Source organism: Streptoalloteichus hindustanus (assembly GCF_900129375.1).
Classification (GTDB): Bacteria; Actinomycetota; Actinomycetes; order Mycobacteriales; family Pseudonocardiaceae; genus Streptoalloteichus; species Streptoalloteichus hindustanus.
Genome location: NZ_FQVN01000003.1, coordinates 265,959 through 282,929, shown reverse-complemented (window position 1 = coordinate 282,929; position 16,971 = coordinate 265,959). Strand labels below are relative to the sequence as shown.

The 16,971-nt window shown below is 73.6% G+C and carries 15 protein-coding genes and 1 riboswitch; of the genes, 13 read left to right on the top strand and 2 right to left on the bottom strand.

Annotated elements, in window-relative coordinates:
* Window positions 1-16: 16 nt before the first annotated feature.
* Both BUE43_RS10490 and BUE43_RS34145 read right to left on the bottom strand, forming a co-directional pair.
* Window positions 17-370, bottom strand: a complete 354-nt coding sequence (locus BUE43_RS10490; protein ID WP_073482567.1) for a transcriptional regulator — start codon at window positions 368-370, stop codon at window positions 17-19.
* A 422-nt stretch (window positions 371-792) separates the two neighbouring features.
* Window positions 793-1,257: a hypothetical protein gene (locus tag BUE43_RS34145; RefSeq protein WP_073481532.1), complete on the bottom strand. Its 465-nt coding sequence runs from the start codon at window positions 1,255-1,257 to the stop codon at window positions 793-795.
* A 127-nt stretch (window positions 1,258-1,384) separates the two neighbouring features.
* On the opposite strand from BUE43_RS34145, the gene BUE43_RS10480 reads away from it, so the two are divergent.
* The 13 genes from BUE43_RS10480 (at window position 1,385) to BUE43_RS10420 (ending at window position 16,874) form a co-directional block, all read left to right on the top strand.
* On the top strand, window positions 1,385-1,885 hold the full coding sequence (locus BUE43_RS10480; protein ID WP_073481529.1) for a DinB family protein: 501 nt from the start codon (window positions 1,385-1,387) through the stop codon (window positions 1,883-1,885).
* Between the two features lie 222 nt (window positions 1,886-2,107).
* The gene (gene ftsZ, locus BUE43_RS10475) at window positions 2,108-3,433 is read left to right on the top strand and encodes a cell division protein FtsZ (protein ID WP_073481526.1); all 1,326 of its coding nucleotides are present in this window, start codon (window positions 2,108-2,110) and stop codon (window positions 3,431-3,433) included.
* Window positions 3,434-3,600: 167 nt separating this feature from the next.
* On the top strand, window positions 3,601-4,362 hold the full coding sequence (pgeF, locus tag BUE43_RS10470; protein WP_083959555.1) for a peptidoglycan editing factor PgeF: 762 nt from the start codon (window positions 3,601-3,603) through the stop codon (window positions 4,360-4,362).
* Window positions 4,359-5,111 (top strand): YggS family pyridoxal phosphate-dependent enzyme, encoded by a 753-nt coding sequence (locus BUE43_RS10465; protein ID WP_073481521.1) that lies wholly within the window; start codon window positions 4,359-4,361, stop codon window positions 5,109-5,111. The genes pgeF and BUE43_RS10465 overlap by 4 nt, the downstream gene beginning before the upstream one ends.
* A gap of 84 nt (window positions 5,112-5,195) precedes the next feature.
* Window positions 5,196-5,834 (top strand): cell division protein SepF, encoded by a 639-nt coding sequence (locus BUE43_RS10460; protein WP_073481519.1) that lies wholly within the window; start codon window positions 5,196-5,198, stop codon window positions 5,832-5,834.
* Window positions 5,835-5,853: 19 nt separating this feature from the next.
* Window positions 5,854-6,138, top strand: a complete 285-nt coding sequence (locus BUE43_RS10455; RefSeq protein ID WP_073481516.1) for a YggT family protein — start codon at window positions 5,854-5,856, stop codon at window positions 6,136-6,138.
* Window positions 6,139-6,187: 49 nt separating this feature from the next.
* Window positions 6,188-7,015 (top strand): DivIVA-like cell division protein Wag31, encoded by an 828-nt coding sequence (wag31, locus tag BUE43_RS10450; RefSeq protein ID WP_073481513.1) that lies wholly within the window; start codon window positions 6,188-6,190, stop codon window positions 7,013-7,015.
* Between the two features lie 49 nt (window positions 7,016-7,064).
* Complete coding sequence (locus BUE43_RS33385; protein ID WP_073481511.1) at window positions 7,065-7,919, top strand: hypothetical protein; 855 nt, start codon at window positions 7,065-7,067, stop codon at window positions 7,917-7,919.
* A 348-nt stretch (window positions 7,920-8,267) separates the two neighbouring features.
* Window positions 8,268-11,423, top strand: coding sequence for an isoleucine--tRNA ligase (gene ileS, locus BUE43_RS10440; RefSeq protein ID WP_073481508.1), 3,156 nt, complete (start codon window positions 8,268-8,270; stop codon window positions 11,421-11,423).
* A 737-nt stretch (window positions 11,424-12,160) separates the two neighbouring features.
* The gene (locus BUE43_RS10435; RefSeq protein ID WP_073481505.1) at window positions 12,161-13,645 is read left to right on the top strand and encodes a potassium/proton antiporter; all 1,485 of its coding nucleotides are present in this window, start codon (window positions 12,161-12,163) and stop codon (window positions 13,643-13,645) included.
* 119 nt (window positions 13,646-13,764) lie between these two features.
* A riboswitch (SAM riboswitch) is annotated at window positions 13,765-13,879 on the top strand.
* 36 nt (window positions 13,880-13,915) lie between these two features.
* Window positions 13,916-15,331, top strand: a complete 1,416-nt coding sequence (locus BUE43_RS10430; RefSeq protein WP_073481502.1) for an aminotransferase class V-fold PLP-dependent enzyme — start codon at window positions 13,916-13,918, stop codon at window positions 15,329-15,331.
* The gene (lspA, locus tag BUE43_RS10425; protein WP_073481499.1) at window positions 15,328-15,948 is read left to right on the top strand and encodes a signal peptidase II; all 621 of its coding nucleotides are present in this window, start codon (window positions 15,328-15,330) and stop codon (window positions 15,946-15,948) included. The genes BUE43_RS10430 and lspA overlap by 4 nt, the downstream gene beginning before the upstream one ends.
* Entirely contained in the window at window positions 15,945-16,874 is a 930-nt protein-coding gene (locus BUE43_RS10420; RefSeq protein WP_073481496.1) for an RluA family pseudouridine synthase, read from the top strand. Before lspA ends, BUE43_RS10420 begins: the two co-directional genes overlap by 4 nt.
* Window positions 16,875-16,971 lie beyond the last annotated feature (97 nt).

Below are 16,971 nucleotides of genomic sequence, written 5' to 3'. Positions count from 1 at the left end.
ACGACGCCGACGCCGGTCAGTCCCCGGTGACCGATCCTCCGGTGACCGAACCCTCGACGTTCGAACCCCCGGTGACCGAACCCCCGATGATCGAGCGCAGCGCCGTGACGTGGTGGTGGTAGGCGTTGCGGCCCTGGGTGGTCAGCCGGAGCCACACCCGTTGCCGGGTGTTCCGCACGGCGCGGCGTTGTTCGACGTAGCTCGCCTCGCTCAGGACGGCGACGTGCTTGCTCAGCACGGAGTCGCTGACCCCGAGGGTGTCGCGGACGACGGAGAACTCCATCTCGTCCACCGCGTCGAGCAGGGCGCAGATCTGCAGCCGGTTGGGCGCGTGCACGACCGGGTCGAATCCTTTCGGGGTCCGGCTCACCACTGGCTCCCCGGAGTCGGGCCGCGCCGGCGCCGGCTCCTGGTCCGCCGGTTTCTGGTCTGCCCGCTCGTGGTCCGGGCCGGTGTGCTGGTGAGCGTCGGGGGAACGGGTGGTCGGCGCGCACCGGTCGGTCCCGTCCGGGTCGGGACCGCCGCTCTCGTCCGGCCGCCGACCGCCCCGCAGCCGTTGGCGCGGTGCTCCGTGCCGGGAGGATTCCGGAGGCTGCCGGGAATGACCACGTTTCGACTCCGCCCGCTCGCGACGCGCTGCTGCCCGCCGGGGTCTCTCGGCGTCCGGTCGCGCGGAACACGGGTCATGCGCCGAACACCGCTGGCGGCCGGCCGCTTCGCCCAGGGTGCACCCGTGGGCCGGGCCGGAACGGGGACGGTGACGAGATCGTGATCCTGGTCACCTGATCTGCCTCATGCCGCGCTCCGCACAGCCGACTCCCAGCGGCGCTCGATCCACGTGGTGCACGCGAGCGTCCAGCCCGCCATGAGCGCCGCGCTCAACGCCCACGTCCACCGGGCGTCGAAGCCGCGGTCCCCGGTGACGCCCACGCCCATGAGCAGGACGGTGCCCACCACGAGCACGACGATCGGCAGGCGCATGCGGCGCAGCCGCCAGGCGTTCAGCCGCACGCCGACACGTCGTTGGTGGACCCGGACCAGCAGGACAGTGCAGAGCCCGGGCGCGAAGGCCAACGCGATCCGCGGTGTGGGCGGGAGGAGCTGGATCAGGGCGGCCGAGGACACCAGGAGGGCCGTCGCGAGCCAGAACCACCGGGGGGTCCTGGTGGCCCTGGCCGTGGCGACCCGCACGTCGTCGATGCCGGCGAGGGCGGCCCTGGCCTGCTCGACGGTCAGCGCGGGCGGGTGGCTTTCCATGTCGGAAAGGCAACCGTGCGCCTTTCCGTCCTGTCAAGTCACGAGTTTCCGCCATGGAAACACAACAGCGAAACAACCTGGACAATCCGCTCGTCCCCGCGCGTCGGGCCCGGCAGAGTTGCCCGCCATGACGACGATCACGCGGACGGATCCGCCGACGACCGGGGACGAGCGCGCGGTGCTCGGGGGGTTCGTGGACTACCTGCGGGCGACCGTCCACACCAAGTGCGAGGGCCTGTCCGACGAGTTGGCCAGGCGCGCGCCGCTGCCCTCCCCGCTGACCACCGCGGCCGGGATCGTCCTGCACCTGCGCTGGGTCGAGCACTACTGGTTCGAGTTCGTGCTGGCCGGCCGGCCGAACCGCGTGCCGTGGACCGAGGCGGACCTCGACGCGGACTGGCGGGTGGGCGGGGAAACGACCTTGGAGCGCCTGTTGACCGACTACGCTGCGCAGTGCGCGGTCAGTCGCGAGATCGCCGCGGGGCTGGACCTCGATCATGAGGTGGGCTTCCGCGGCGGTACCGTGTCCGTGCGCTGGGTGCTCGCGCACATGGTCGAGGAGACCGCGCGACACGCGGGGCACCTCGACGTGGTGCGGGAGTTGCTCGACGGGGTGACCGGGGAGTGAGCGATCGCGCACAGTGTCGAAGACCTGGGCCGACACGCGGCGTGGTTGCTGGACCGCGCCCCGCGCGGTGCTTACGGTCCGGACCGACAGCTAGGGAGTCGACATCACTCTGAGCCTCTCGCCGAGGTCGAGGGTTCGGTCCGGGGTGGGACGCGCGCCGGACCGACTCCGGCCGACCAGCGCAGCACCAGAGCAGGAGCCACGATCAGGAAGGCGGACCCGATGACGCCCCCGCACAACTACCTCGCGGTGATAAAGGTCGTCGGTATCGGTGGTGGCGGCGTCAACGCCGTGAACCGCATGATCGAGGTCGGGCTCAAGGGCGTCGAGTTCATCGCGGTGAACACCGACGCCCAGGCGCTGCTGATGTCCGACGCGGACGTCAAGCTGGACATCGGCCGCGAGCTGACCAGGGGGCTCGGCGCCGGCGCCAACCCCGAGGTCGGGCGCAAGGCCGCCGAGGACCACAAGGAGGAGATCGAGGAGGTCCTCAAGGGCGCCGACATGGTCTTCGTGACCGCCGGCGAGGGCGGCGGCACGGGCACCGGCGGCGCGCCGGTCGTCGCCGCGGTCGCCCGCAAGCTCGGCGCGCTGACCATCGGCGTGGTCACCCGCCCGTTCTCCTTCGAGGGGCGGCGGCGGGCCAACCAGGCCGAGGAGGGCATCAAGGCGCTGCGCAACGAGTGCGACACCCTGATCGTCATCCCGAACGACCGGCTGCTGCAGCTCGGCGACATCGGTGTGAGCCTGATGGACGCGTTCCGCTCCGCCGACGAGGTGCTCCTCTCCGGTGTGCAGGGCATCACCGACCTGATCACCACCCCCGGTCTGATCAACCTGGACTTCGCCGACGTCAAGAGCGTCATGTCCGGCGCGGGCAGCGCGCTGATGGGCATCGGCTCGGCCAGGGGCGAGGGCCGCGCTGTGCAGGCGGCGCAGAAGGCGATCAACTCGCCGCTGCTGGAGGCCTCGATGGAGGGCGCGCACGGCGTGCTGCTGTCCATCGCCGGCGGCTCCGACCTCGGTCTGTTCGAGATCAACGAGTCGGCGTCGCTGGTGCAGGAGGCCGCCCACCCCGAGGCCAACATCATCTTCGGCACGGTGATCGACGACTCGCTCGGCGACGAGGTCAGGGTCACCGTGATCGCCGCCGGGTTCGACGGCGGCACGCCGACCCACAAGAAGCTCGACCCGGCCCCGGTGGGCCGACCGGCGCCGGTCAACCCGCCGCAGGGCGGGCCACCGGGCCCGGCGGACCCCGCCCAGCAGTCCGGTTTCGGCGTCCAGCCGGCCCCGGCCGTCGGCGCGCCGAACCCCATGGGCCACGCCCCGATGGGGCAGAACCCAACGCCCCCGGTGGGGCCGTCCAACCCGACCCCGCCCGTCCACCACACCACCGGTGTGAGCGGCACGGTCGGCGGCCTGCCGCCGCGGCCGTCGCCCACCCCGCGCTCCGGCGCGCCCGGCTCCGGCCTGGCGCCGCGGCCGATGCCGGTCGAGGACGACCCTGACGACGACGTGGACGTGCCGCCGTTCATGCGGCGCTAGTCCGCCGCCGAGAGCGGCACCGCGTCCCACCCCCGAGCAGCGGGCAGCGCGCCACCCGGCGCGTGCCCGCTTCTCGTCGTGTGTGATCGGTGACAAGTGGGGTGGCGGGCGGCCGCTGGGTAGGGTCGCGGACGACAGCAACGGGACCGGGGCGGGGAGATCCTGCGGTGCGGATTCGTCGCGTGGTGACCACGCGGGAGGGCGGCGCCTCGCGGCCGCCGTACGACACGTTCAACCTGGGCGACCACGTCGGGGACGACCCGGCGGCCGTGGCGGCGAACCGCCGGCGGCTCGCCGAGGGGGTCGGCCTGTCGCCCGAGCGGCTGGTCTGGATGGAACAGGTCCACGGCCGCACCGTGACGGTGGTGGACGGGCCGCTGGACCGGCCGGCCGAGGCGACCGACGCGCTGGTCACGGCGCGGCCCGGGCTGGCACTGGTCGCGTTGGTCGCCGACTGCGTCCCGGTGCTGCTCGGGGACCCCGAGGCCGGTGTGGTGGCCGCGGTGCACGCGGGACGGGTCGGCGCCAGGGTGGGCGTGGTCCCCGCGGCGCTGGCGGCCATGCGGGAGCTGGGCGCCCGGAACGAGCGGATCGAGGTCCTGCTCGGCCCCGCCGTCTGCGGCGACTGCTACGAGGTGCCGGCCGCGATGCGGGACGACGTGGAGAAGCACCTGCCGGGCAGCGCCTGCCGCACCCGTTCCGGCTCGCCGGGGCTGGACCTGCGGGCCGGGCTGTGGCGGCAGCTGGCCGACGCCGGCGTCGCGCGGATCGGCCTGGACCCGCGGTGCACCGTCGAGGACCGGAGCCTGTTCAGCCACCGCAGGGAGGGCACGACCGGGCGACTGGCGGCGGTCACCTGGTTCGAGCCGGGGGAGGGACCTGCGGAAGGCGCCGGGAAGGGCGCCGACGAGGGGAGTGGGCGAGCGTGAGCGCGCGGTCGGACGGCGCGGGCGACGTCAGGACGGCCGAGCTCGCGGCGGCCCTTGCCGCGTTGCGGGAGCGCATCGCGGCCGCCTGCGCCGCGGCGGGGCGGGACCCGGACGGGGTGCGCCTGCTGCCGGTGACCAAGACCTTCCCCGCCGAGGACGTGGCCCGTCTGGTGGACCTGGGGCAGGCCGAGTTCGGGGAGAACAAGGAGCAGGAGGCCGGGCCGAAGGCCGCCGAGCTGGCCCGGCTGCGGCCGGGCGCCCCGGCCCGGTGGCACATGGTGGGCCGCCTGCAGCGCAACAAGGCCAGGGCGGTCGTGCGGTGGGCCGGCGTGGTCCAGTCCGTCGACAGCCCCCGGTTGGCTGACGCGCTGGTCCGCGCGGTGGCCGCCGCCCGGGAGGCGGGGGAGCGGTCGGAGCCGCTCGACGTCCTGGTGCAGGCGAGCATCGACGGGGACCCCGCGCGTGGTGGCTGTCCGCTACCGGACCTGCCGGCGCTGGCCGACAAGATCGCGCAATCGGGTGAATTGACGTTGCGGGGCGTAATGGCCGTCGCGCCCCGCGAGATGACCCCGGACGCGGCCTTCTCCGCGCTCGCCACCGCCGCTGACCGGCTAAGAAACGATCATCCGTCGGCCGTGGAGCTGTCCGCCGGCATGAGCGGTGATCTCGAACAGGCGATAGCCCACGGGTCGACCTGGGTGCGTGTCGGAACAGCGCTGCTGGGCGGTCGGCGGCTAGCCTCGCCGTGAGCGTACGAGGGAAGTCGGTGGCGTGGCGGCGGAGCGGGGTGGCGGCCGTCACACACCGGCGCAGGGGAGTCGCGGAGGAAGGGCATGAGCGCGCTGCAGAGGCTGAAGGCCTACTTCGGGATGGTCCCCGTGGACGAGGTCGACGCCTACGCCGACGAACGTGACCGGTACCGGGGCGACTACCGGGGGGAGTACGTCGCCGAGCCGGAGGACTACGACCCCTACGCGGACCGCGTGGGGGGCCATCGCCGGGGCTTCGGGCGCGGGGGGTACCGGCCGGAGCCCGTCGACGCCGCCGACTACGAGGCCGAGCGCGGCGCGGGGCGGCGCGGCTGGGCGGGCGCGACCGGCCCGCTGCCGGACGCGCCGGTGCGCGGGGCGCTCGCCATGGACCCGGCAAGGGAGCCGGTGCCGCCGGCCCGCCCGGTGGAGCAGACCGGCCCGTTCAGCCGGATCACCACGCTGCACCCGCGGGACCACAGCGAGGCCAGGACGATCGGCGAGCACTACCGGGAGGGCATCCCGGTGATCATGAACCTGACCGACATGGACGCCGCGGACGCCAAGCGGCTGGTGGACTTCGCCGCCGGTCTGGTGTTCGCCATGCGGGGGTCGATGGACAAGATCACCAATCGGGTGTTCCTCCTCTCACCCCCGAACGTGGACGTGACCGCGGAGGACAGGCGGCGACTGGCCGAGGGTGCCTTCCTCAACCGGAGCTGAGGGATGGCAGAGTTGAGGAGTGGAACCGGTCCGGCTGGTCCTTTACTACCTGCTCTTCTTCTTCTGGCTGCTGCTCACGGCGCGCGTCGTCGTCGAGCTCGTCCGGGCGTTCGCTCGCCAGTGGCGTCCGTCCGGAGGGGTTGCGGTCACGCTGGAGACCATCTACACAGTGACCGACCCGCCGGTCCTGCTGGCACGTCGGGTGATCCCGACGGTCCGGATCGGCGGCGTCGGTCTGGACTTGTCCATTATGGTGCTGCTGCTGGTCGTGTTCATACTGATGCGACTGGTGAGTCCTGGGTGACGGGGAACCCGGGTACCCGCAGCCGAGGAGTGCGTGAGGTGATCTTTCGATGCCGTTGACCCCCGCTGACGTTCACAACGTCGCGTTCAGCAAGCCTCCCATCGGTAAGCGGGGCTACAACGAGGACGAGGTCGACGCCTTCCTCGACCTGGTCGAGAGCGAGCTCGCCACGCTGATCGAGGAGAACAACGACCTGCGCCAGAAGATCGAGCAGCTGGAGTCGCAGCTCGATGGCGCACGGGCCGAACTGGACGACGCGCGGGCCAAGGCCGCCGCGGCGCCGGTCGGCGCCCGGGCGGTCGACGAGCCCCGGCGCCTGGCGCCGGTCCCGCCGCCCTCGGTGGTCGAGCAGACCTCTCCCGGTGGTGGCGACCACCACGTGCAGGCCGCCAAGGTCCTGGGCCTGGCCCAGGAGATGGCCGACCGGCTCACCGGCGAGGCCAAGGCCGAGGCCGACAGCATGGTCTCCGAGGCCCGCGCCAAGTCCGAGCAGCTGCTGTCGGAGGCCCGCACCAAGGCCGACGCGATGGTCAACGACGCGCGCAGCCGCGCCGAGATCATGCTCAACGACGCCAGGGAGAAGGCCACCGCCCTGGAGCGGCAGGCCAGGGAGAAGGCGACCGCGCTGGAGCGCGACGCGCAGCGCAAGCACGCCGAGGTGATGGGCACCATCACCCAGGAGAAGAACGTCCTCGAGCGCAAGATCGACGAGCTGCGCACGCTGGAGCGGGAGTACCGCACCCGGCTGAAGACCTTCCTGGAGTCCACGCTGCAGGAGCTCCAGGACCGCGGTTCGGCCGCGCCGACGGACAACCGGTCCAGCGGCAGCCAGACCGGCGGGTACACCTTCGGCACCCGCGCGGCCGAGGCCGGCTGACGCCCTCGGGGCGTCGGCAGCCGCGGCGGACGACGGAAAGCACGACGGCGTGATCTTCGGCGTCCTGGTGCTCGTGCTGGCGGCCTTCGGGCTGCTGGTGGCGGCGCTGACCAGCGGGCAGTCCGCATGGGCGTGGGGTTCGGTGGCGGCGAGCGCCGTCGCCGGCGCACTGCTCCTCGTGGAGTGGGTGTTGCGCCGGCGCCGGGTCGCCGCCCGCCGGGCCGCCCGGTCGGCGGCCCCCAGGAACACGGCGAGTGGATCGGAGCGACCCGCTGCCGACGGGGAAGTGGCAGCGGGTGACCCCGAACCGGGCGGAGCGCCCGGTTCGGGGCCGACCGGTCCACTCGCCGATCCCTCGGTCGACGCGCTCTCCACGGCCGCGGCGGGCCCGACCGGGCAGAACCCGATCGAGCGGAATCCACTGGAGCGGAACCGGGCAGAGCAGGGCGCGGCCAAGCTGGGCCCAGCCGAATCGGGCCCAGCCGAATCGGGCCCAAAGGGATTTGCCCCAAAGGGATTTGACCCAAAGGGATTTGACACAGCCGAGCGGGCTGCGGCCGGCACGTCCGGCGATGGCATCGCCGCGGGCCCGCCAGCTGGCGGCGAGTCGGCCGTGATCCGGGAGACCCGGGACCCCCAGCCGGACCCGGAGCCGGCCGAGGAGGACACCGACGCCGCCGACGTGCTCGCGGTGGCCGAGCTGGCCGACCAGGTGCTCGTCGTCGACGAGCGCCCGAGGTACCACCTCGCCGACTGCGGGTGGTTGGCCGACCGCCCCACGATCCCGCTCCCCGTGCGCGAGGCGCGTGAGCTGGGCTTCACCCCCTGCGCGCTCTGCGCCCCGGACGCGGTCCTGGTCGGCCGGCGCCGGGCGGCCACCGCCTCGCTGGGCGGCTCGTCCTGACCTGCCGTCCTCCCCGGTCGCGCGGAGCGCGCCGGTGAGGGCCGCGAAGCGACTTGCCCGCACCGGTTACTCTGGACGCACAAGGCGTCGATCCGGCCATCACCGGGGAGCCTCCGGAAGAACAGGCGGTCCGCGCGAGGAGTGGCGGCCGCCCCAGTAGAACCGGACGGGTCCGGCCCGTCACAGCCGGCAACGAGAGGTCGTCGCTCGCCCGCACCGGGCGCGCGTCGGCAAGCGGGGTGGTACCGCGGGACGCCCGACCAGGGCGTGTCGTCCCCGTGTGGGCACCGGTGGCAGTGATCCGGTGCTCGTGCGAGTGACGCGAGAGACCGCGAGGAGCACCGCCCGATGGCCTATCCGAAGGTTTCGCTGCCCGGCTCCGGCTCAGCCCACGGCGTGCCGGCGCAGCCCTCCTTCCCCCAGCTCGAGGAGGACGTGCTCGGCTACTGGGCCGCCGACCGCACGTTCCAGGCCAGCGTCGAGGCCAGGGAGACCGGGGCGCGGGGCGCGAACGAGTTCGTCTTCTACGACGGCCCGCCGTTCGCCAACGGCCTCCCCCACTACGGCCACCTGCTGACCGGCTACGTCAAGGACGTGGTCCCCCGGTTCCACACCATGCGGGGCCGCCACGTCGAGCGCCGGTTCGGCTGGGACTGCCACGGCCTGCCCGCCGAGGTCGAGGCGGAGAAGCAGCTCGGCATCTCGCACAAGTCCGAGATCGAGGACATGGGCGTGGCCCGCTTCAACGAGGCCTGCCGCGAGTCGGTGCTGCGCTACACCCGCGAGTGGCGGGACTACGTCACCCGCCAGGCCCGGTGGGTCGACTTCGACAACGACTACAAGACGCTCGACACGGACTACATGGAAAGCGTCATGTGGGCGTTCAAGACCCTGTGGGACAAGGGGCTGATCTACCAGGGCCACCGGACGCTCGCCTACTGCTGGCGGTGCGAGACGCCGCTGTCCAACACCGAGACCCGGATGGACGACGTCTACCGGGACCGGCAGGACCCGGCGCTGACCGTCGGCTTCCGGCTGGAGTCCGGCGAGCTGGCGCTGGCGTGGACGACGACCCCGTGGACGCTGCCGTCGAACATGGCGCTGGCCGTCGGCCCGGACGTCGACTACGTCGTCGTGGAGACCGAGAAGGCGCCCGGCGAGCGGTACCTGCTGGCCGAGTCGCGCCTGGGGGCCTACGCCAGGGAGCTGGGCGAGCAGCCGACCGTCGTGGCCCGGCACCGCGGCTCCGAGTTGGTGGGCCGGCGCTACGCGCCGCTGTTCGACTACCTCGCCGACACCGCGACGTTCGGCACCGAGCAGGCGTTCCAGGTGCTGCCCGGCGACTTCGTGTCCACCGAGGACGGCACCGGCATCGTCCACATGGCACCGGCCTTCGGCGAGGACGACAACCTGCTGTGCACCGCCTACGGAATCCCGGTCGTGGAGACTGTGGACTCGCGGGGCGAGTTCAACCAGCTCGTGCCCGACCACGTGGGCGTGCACGTCTTCGCGGCCAACAAGCCGGTCATCGCCGAGCTGAAGCGGCGGGGTGTCGTGCTGCGGCACGAGACCTACGACCACAGCTACCCGCACTGCTGGCGCTGCGACAACCCGCTGATCTACAAGGCGGTCTCCTCCTGGTTCGTCGCGGTGACCAAGTTCAAGCACCGCATGGTCGAGCTGAACCAGGAGATCAACTGGGTCCCGGAGCACATCAGGGACGGCCAGTTCGGCAAGTGGCTGGAGAACGCCCGCGACTGGTCGATCTCGCGGAACCGGTACTGGGGCTCGCCGATCCCGGTGTGGGTCTCCGACGACCCCAACTACCCGAGGACGGACGTCTACGGCTCGCTGGACGAGCTGGAGCGCGACTTCGGCGTGCGCCCGGCCGACCTGCACCGCCCGCACGTCGACGAGCTGGTGCGGCCCAACCCGGACGACCCGACCGGCAGGTCGATGATGCGCCGGGTGCCGGAGGTGCTGGACTGCTGGTTCGAGTCCGGCTCGATGCCGTTCGCCCAGGTGCACTACCCGTTCGAGAACCGCGAGTGGTTCGAGGACCACTTCCCCGGCGACTTCATCGTCGAGTACAACGGCCAGACGCGGGGCTGGTTCTACACGCTGCACGTGCTGGCGACCGCGCTGTTCGACCGGCCGGCGTTCCGCAACTGCGTCGCGCACGGCATCGTGCTCGGCGACGACGGCCAGAAGATGTCCAAGTCCCGGCGCAACTACCCGGACGTCAACGAGGTGTTCGCCAGGGACGGCTCGGACGCCATGCGCTGGTTCCTGATGTCCTCGCCCATCCTGCGGGGCGGCGACCTGGTGGTGACCGAGCGGGGCATCCGGGACGCCGTGCGGCAGGCGGTGCTGCCGCTGTGGAACTCCTGGTACTTCCTGGCGCTGTACGCCAACGCCGAGGGCGTGGAGGGCACGTGGCGGACGGACTCCCAGCACGTCCTCGACCGCTACGTCCTGGCGAAGACGCACGACCTGGTGCGGGACGCCACCGCCGCGCTGGAGGGCTACGACCTGTCCGGGGCGTGCGCCGCGCTGCGGGACTTCCTGGAGGTCCTCACCAACTGGTACGTGCGGCGCTCCCGGGACCGCTTCTGGTCAGGGGACCGGGACGCCGTCGACACCCTGCACACCGTGCTGGAGGTCGTCTCCCGGGTGGCGGCGCCGTTGCTGCCGCTGACCACCGAGGCGGTGTGGCGGGGGCTGACCGGGGGCCGCTCGGTGCACCTGGCCGACTGGCCGGCGGCCGACGAGCTGCCCGCCGACGAGGCGCTGGTGCGGGCGATGGACGAGGTGCGGCAGGTCTGCTCCTCGGCGTTGTCGCTGCGCAAGGCGAACAAGCTGCGGGTGCGGCTGCCGCTGGCCCGGCTGGTGGTGGCCACGCCGGACGCGGCGGCGCTGGAGCCGTTCGCGGAGCTGGTGCGGGACGAGGTGAACGTCAAGGAGGTCCTGCTGACCCCCGACGTCGCCGCGCACGGCCACTTCGAGCTGACGGTGAACGCCAGGGCCTGCGGCCCCCGGCTGGGCGCCGACACGCAGAAGGTCATCCGCGCGGTGAAGTCGGGTGAGTGGAGCCGGTCCGAGACGGGCGCCGTGGTAGCCGCCGGGATCGAGCTGGTGCCGGGCGAGTACGAGGAGCGGCTGGTCTCCACCGACCCGGGCGCGGCCGCCGCGCTGCCGGGCGGCGGTGGCCTGGTCGTGCTGGACACCGAGGTGACGCCGGAGCTGGCGGCCGAGGGCCTGGTCCGGGACGTGGTGCGGGTGGTGCAGCAGGCCCGGCGCGCCGCCGACCTGCACGTCTCCGACCGGATCGCGGTGACCCTGGAGCTGCCGGCGGACGTGGTCGACGCGGTGCGGGCGCACCAGGAGTTCCTGGCCGCCGAGACGCTGGCGGACTCGGTGGCGTACGGCCCGGCCGGGGACGACGCCTTCGACGGCGCGGTCGGCGAGGGTGCCCCGGTGCGGGTGGCGGTCGCCAAGGTGTGAGGTGGTCCTGGCTGGGTGAACCCGATCGGATCGTGGTTCACCCGGCCAGGTTTCTCCCGCTTCGGCGGGTGTTCGTGAGTCGACGGGCCGCGCTCGGGGTTTCCCGGGCGCGGCCCTCTCGTGTGGGGTGCCGGTTTCCGGAGAGCTGCTGGGGATCTTGCGGCTCTGTCTCGGTGGATCTGCGCCTCTGGCGCTCTCGGTTGTTGGTGCTGCGTCAAGGGTTTCCTTGTGGTTTCACCCTTTCCGGAGTTTCTTTCACTCTGGGGTGACGTGGGTTGTCCACAGGGCGGCGAGTTGTCCACAGAGGACGATGTGGTGCTTTCGGCGCCGGGTATCCGCTGGATAGGCTGGAGCGGGGCTCGCCCCCCGGGACGGGTGGGGGCTGTTCTCGGGGAGGGGCGGTTCGGAGCCGGGGGCGGTCTGGGGCGGCGGATTCGGCCGGTGGGCAGGGCCGGCGTCGGCGCGGTGGGTGTCGAGCCCGACCCCGGTGAGGAGGCGCGCGGAGCTTCGGGGACCGAGCGCGTCGGCACTCGGCGCGAGTGAGCGTCACGGGTGGACGGCCAGGGTGGGGAAGCCCAACACCTCCGAGAGCTGTCGGGACGAACCTCCTTCTCCTGGCCGCGTGCGCCCCGCTTCCTGGCCGCCGGCGCGAGAGGCCCAGCGTGTGTCCACATCGGACCCCGCCGGCCGTCGGGCAACCCGCACAATGGGGGAACCTCGACTGACCGGGAGGTGGGGTGACGGGTCTGCCGGCCGTGCTCGGGATCGGCGCCGCCGTGGTCCTGCTGGCAGTGCTGGCGGTCCGGGTGTCGGTCCGGCTGGGGCTGCCCTCGCTGCTGCTCTACCTGGGGATCGGCCTGCTGCTCGGCGAGGCGGGGCTGGGCATCCGGTTCGAGGACGCGCCGCTGACCCAGTCGCTCGGGATCGCCGCGCTGGTGCTGATCCTGGCCGAGGGCGGGCTGAGCACGCGGTGGCGCAACGTCCGGCCCGCGCTCGGCATCGGCCTGGCGCTGTCCACCGTGGCCGTCGTCGTGAGCGTCGGCGTCACCGGAGCGGCCCTGCGTTTCCTGCTCGACCTGGACTGGCGGATCGCGCTGCTCTGGGGCGCGGTGCTGTCGTCGACCGACGCCGCCGCCGTGTTCAGCGTCCTGCGGGGCGTCGGCGTGGGCCGCCGGCTGGCCGGCGCGCTGGAACTGGAGTCCGGCCTGAACGACGCGCCGGTCTTCCTCGCCGTCATCCTGCTCGCCTCGGCCGACCCGCTGCGGTGGTGGACGCCGCTGCAGGTGCTCTACGAGCTGGCGGTGGGCGCCGTCGTCGGCTTCGCGCTCGGCTGCCTGGGCGCGTCGGCGCTCCGGCGCTCCGCCCTGCCGGCCACCGGCCTGTACCCGCTGGCCACGGTCTCGGTCTGCGTGCTCAGCTACGGCGCGGCGCAGGGCCTGCACTCCTCGGGGCTGCTCGCCACCTACGTCGCGGGGCTGGTGCTGGGCAACGCGCGGCTGCCGCACCGCGGCGACACGCTCTCCTTCGCCGAGGGGCTGGGCTGGCTGGCCCAGATCGGCCTGTTCGTCCTGCTCGGGCTGTACGCCTCGCCGGAGCGCCTGCCCGGCGTGCTGGTGCCGGCCCTGGTGGCCGGCGGGGTGCTGCTGCTGGTGGCGCGGCCGCTGTCGGTGCTGTTGGCGGCCCTGCCGTTCCGCGTGCCGTGGCGGGAGCAGGTGTTCCTGTCCTGGTCGGGGCTGCGGGGCGCGGTGCCGATCGTGCTGGCCCTGGTGCCGTTGACCGAGGGCGTGCCCGACGCGCAGCGGCTCGTGGACGTCGTGTTCGTGATCGTCGTGTTGTTGACCCTGTTCCAGGGCGGGACGCTGCCCGTACTGGCCAGGGCGCTGGGGCTGGTGCGGCGGGGCGGGGCCAGGGAGATCGAGGTGGACGCGGCCCCGTTGGACGAGCTGGGCGCGGTGTTGCTCCAGGTCCGCGTCCCACCGGGCTCCCGGCTGCACGGCGTGTACCTGAGCGAGCTGCGGCTGCCGGTCGGCGCCACGGTCAGCCTGGTGGTGCGGGGCGACGCCGCGTTCACCCCGGAGCCCGCGACCCGGTTGGCCGAGGGCGACCAGCTCCTGGTGGTGGCGACCGAGGCGGTCCGGGACGCGGCCGAGCAGCGCGTCCGCGCCGTCGACCGCGCCGGCCGGTACGCCCGGTGGCGCGGCGAGTCCGGCGAGGGGGACTGACGGCGTCCCCGACGGCCCCGACCCCGGGCCGGCGGCCGGCACCGCCGGTGACGTCCCCCGTCCCGTCATGCGAGAGGTCCGGCGCGCGGTCGGGGAACTGGCGCTAATCTGCTGATCAAGGTCATGAGCGCCAGCGCGAAGCCCCGGCTCGCTGGCCGGCAACCCTCCAACCGCGGTGGGGTGCCCCGGGTGAGGACCTGGTCCGGCGCGGGGTGCGTCGGGCAAGCGCGGACCCCTCGTGGGTCCGATCGGACTCCCCGAGGAGGTCTCGTGTCGTCGCTCGCGCTCGTGTCCCCGGTTCCGACGCCCGTCCCACTGGTGGTCGGTCAGCCCGAGGTGCCGCTGGTGACCGGTGAGCGGGTGCCCTACGCCAACCTCGACCACGCCGCCAGCGCCCCCTGCCTGGAGCCGGTGCGCCGCGCGGTCGACGAGCTGTTGCCCTGGTACGCCAGCGTGCACCGGGGCGCCGGCTTCGCCTCCCAGGTCTCCACCCGGGTCTACGAGCAGGCGCGGGCGGTCGTGCGCGGGTTCGTCGGTGCGCCGGCCGGCGCGGCGGTCGTGTTCACCCGCAACACCACAGACGCGCTGAACCTGCTGGCCCGGTCGCTGCCCCGCGAGACCACCGTGCTGCGGTTCGACACCGACCACCACGCCGCGCTGCTGCCGTGGCGCGGCCGTCAGGTGCGCCGGCTCGGCGTGCCCGCCTCGCCAGGGGCGGCGGTGGCGGCGCTGGACGCGGAACTGGCGCGGTGTCCGGTCGGCCCCCGGCTGGTGGTCCTCACCGCCGCGTCGAACGTCACCGGCGAGCTGTGGCCGGTCGCCGAGCTGGCGGCCGTGGCCCGGCGGCACGGCGCGCGGGTGGTGCTCGACGCGGCGCAGCTCGCCCCGCACCGCCCGGTGCGGGCCGCCGAGTGGGACGTGGACTGGGTGGCGCTGTCCGGGCACAAGCTGTACGCGCCGTTCGGCGCGGGCGCGCTGGTCGGCCGGGCGGACTGGTTGCAGGCGGCCGAGCCGTACCTGGTCGGCGGGGGCGCCACCCGCCAGGTCGTCGACCTCGGCGACCGGCTCGGCGTGTCCTGGACGGCGGTGCCCGAACGGCACGAGGCCGGCTCGCCGAACGTCGTCGGCGTGCACGCGCTCGCCGCCGCCTGCCAGGCGTTGTGCCAGCACGGCTGGGACGCGGTGGCGGCCCACGAGGAGGCGCTGGTCCGCCGCCTGCGCGAGGGGTTGGCGACGATCCCCGGCGTGCGGCAGCTCGCCCTGTGGGACGCCGACCACCCCAGGGTGGGCGTCGTGTCCTTCACCGTCACCAACCCGGACGGGTCGCCCGGCGATCCGGGCCTGCTGGCGGCGGCGCTGTCCGCCGAGCACGGGATCGGGGTCCGCGACGGCGCGTTCTGCGCCCACCTGGCCACCCGCTCGTTGCTCGCCGGGAGCGGTGCGGCCGGCCAGGTGGACGGGGACCGCGCCCTGCGGGCCAGTGTCGGGCTCGCGAGCACGGCGGAGCACGTCGAGCGGTTCGTGACGGCTCTGGACGACCTCGTCCGGCACGGCCCCCGGTGGGACTACCGGCTGGTGGCGGGCCGCTGGGCGCCCGACCCGGACCCTCGCCCGCTGCCCGGCGTGCTCACCGGTGACGCGGGCGACGTCGGCCCCGGCTGCGGCTCAGGGACAATGGCCGGGTGAGCTCAGAGGACACCAGGCCGGACGCTGCCCCGGAAGGCAGCCCTCCCGCCGTCGGCGACGACGGCTCCGCGCGGCCGCTGCCCCCGCGACGGGTGGCGCTGCTCGTCGTCGTGGCGTTGACGGCGTTCGCGTTCGACCTCGTCACGAAGATCGTGGTGGTCGCGCGGCTGGAGGGCGAGCCCCCGGTCGAGCTGTTCGGCGGTGGGCTCTACCTCGTGGTGCTGCGCAACTCCGGCGCGGCGTTCTCGCTGGCCACCGGCATGACGTGGGCGCTCACCCTGGTCAAGCTCGGCGTGGTCGCCTGGATCGTGTGGATCGCGCCCCGGCTGCGCTCCGCCGGCTGGGCCCTGGGCCTGGGGCTGGTGGCCGGCGGCGCGCTCGGGAACCTGGTCGACCGGCTCTTCCGCGCGCCCGGCCCGCTGCGGGGCCACGTCGTGGACTTCCTGTCGCTGTTCGCGCCGGACGGCAGCGTGTGGCCGGTGTTCAACCTGGCCGACTCGGCCGTCGTCGGGGGCGCGGCCTGCCTGGTGCTCATGGCGCTGCTCGGGCGTGAGTACGACGGCAGCCGGACCAGGGACCGGGACCAGGCGCGGACGGACCAGGAGGTCACGCGATGAGGGACTCGCGGACGTTGCCCGTCCCGGACGGGCTGGACGGCATGCGGGTGGACGCCGGGCTGTCGAAGCTGCTCGGGCTGTCCCGAACGGCGGCGGCCACCCTGACCGAGGCCGGCGACGTGCTGGTCGACGGCCGCCCGGCCGGCAAGTCCGACCGGCTGGTCGCCGGGAGCTGGCTGGAGGTGCTGCTGCCGGCGCCGGAGCGGCCCGCGGTGGTCGTGGCCGTCCCGGTCGAGGGCATGGTGGTGCTCCACGAGGACGACGACATCGTCGTCGTGGACAAGCCGGTGGGCGTCGCGGTGCACCCGAGCCCCGGGTGGACCGGGCCCACCGTCGTCGGCGGCCTCGCCGCGGCCGGCGTGCGCATCGCCACCTCCGGGGCCGCCGAGCGGCAGGGCGTGGTGCACCGGCTGGACGCCGGGACCACCGGGGTCATGGTGGTCGCCAAGAGCGAGCACGCCTACTCGGTGCTGAAGCGGGCGTTCAAGGAGCGCACGGTCAACAAGTGCTACCACGCGCTGGTGCAGGGCCACCCCGATCCGACGCGCGGCACGATCGACGCGCCGATCGACCGCCACCCGAAGCACGACTACAAGTTCGCCGTGGTGGCCGGGGGCAAGCCGAGCGTCACCCACTACGAGGTGACCGAGGCGTTCCGGTCGGCCTCGCTGGTGGACGTGCGGCTGGAGACCGGCCGCACCCACCAGATCCGGGTGCACTTCGCGGCCCTGCGCCACCCGTGCGTCGGCGACCTCACCTACGGGGCGGACCCGGTGCTGGCCCGTCGCCTCGGCGTCTCCCGGCAGTGGCTGCACGCCAGGATGCTGGGCTTCGCCCACCCCGCCGACGGCCGCTGGGTGGAGTTCGCCAGCGAGTACCCGCACGATCTCCAGCACGCCCTCGACCTGCTCCGCCAGGAGTACTGACCGGCTGGGCGGCTTGACGTCCCCGGGGTCGACGACTGCCGGCCCCGGGGACGTTCGTGTTCGTGGGGGTCCCGCGCGGTCGTCGGGGGCGGGGCAG

Bases quoted from the DNA above. Each gene is read 5' to 3' on its own strand.
- BUE43_RS34145 (WP_073481532.1), bottom strand. From the start codon at position 1,257: ATGGAAAGCCACCCGCCCGCGCTGACCGTCGAGCAGGCCAGGGCCGCC.
- BUE43_RS10480 (WP_073481529.1), top strand. From the start codon at position 1,385: ATGACGACGATCACGCGGACGGATCCGCCGACGACCGGGGACGAGCGC.
- ftsZ (WP_073481526.1), top strand. From the start codon at position 2,108: ATGACGCCCCCGCACAACTACCTCGCGGTGATAAAGGTCGTCGGTATC.
- BUE43_RS10460 (WP_073481519.1), top strand. From the start codon at position 5,196: ATGAGCGCGCTGCAGAGGCTGAAGGCCTACTTCGGGATGGTCCCCGTG.
- wag31 (WP_073481513.1), top strand. From the start codon at position 6,188: ATGCCGTTGACCCCCGCTGACGTTCACAACGTCGCGTTCAGCAAGCCT.
- ileS (WP_073481508.1), top strand. From the start codon at position 8,268: ATGGCCTATCCGAAGGTTTCGCTGCCCGGCTCCGGCTCAGCCCACGGC.
- BUE43_RS10420 (WP_073481496.1), top strand. From the start codon at position 15,945: ATGAGGGACTCGCGGACGTTGCCCGTCCCGGACGGGCTGGACGGCATG.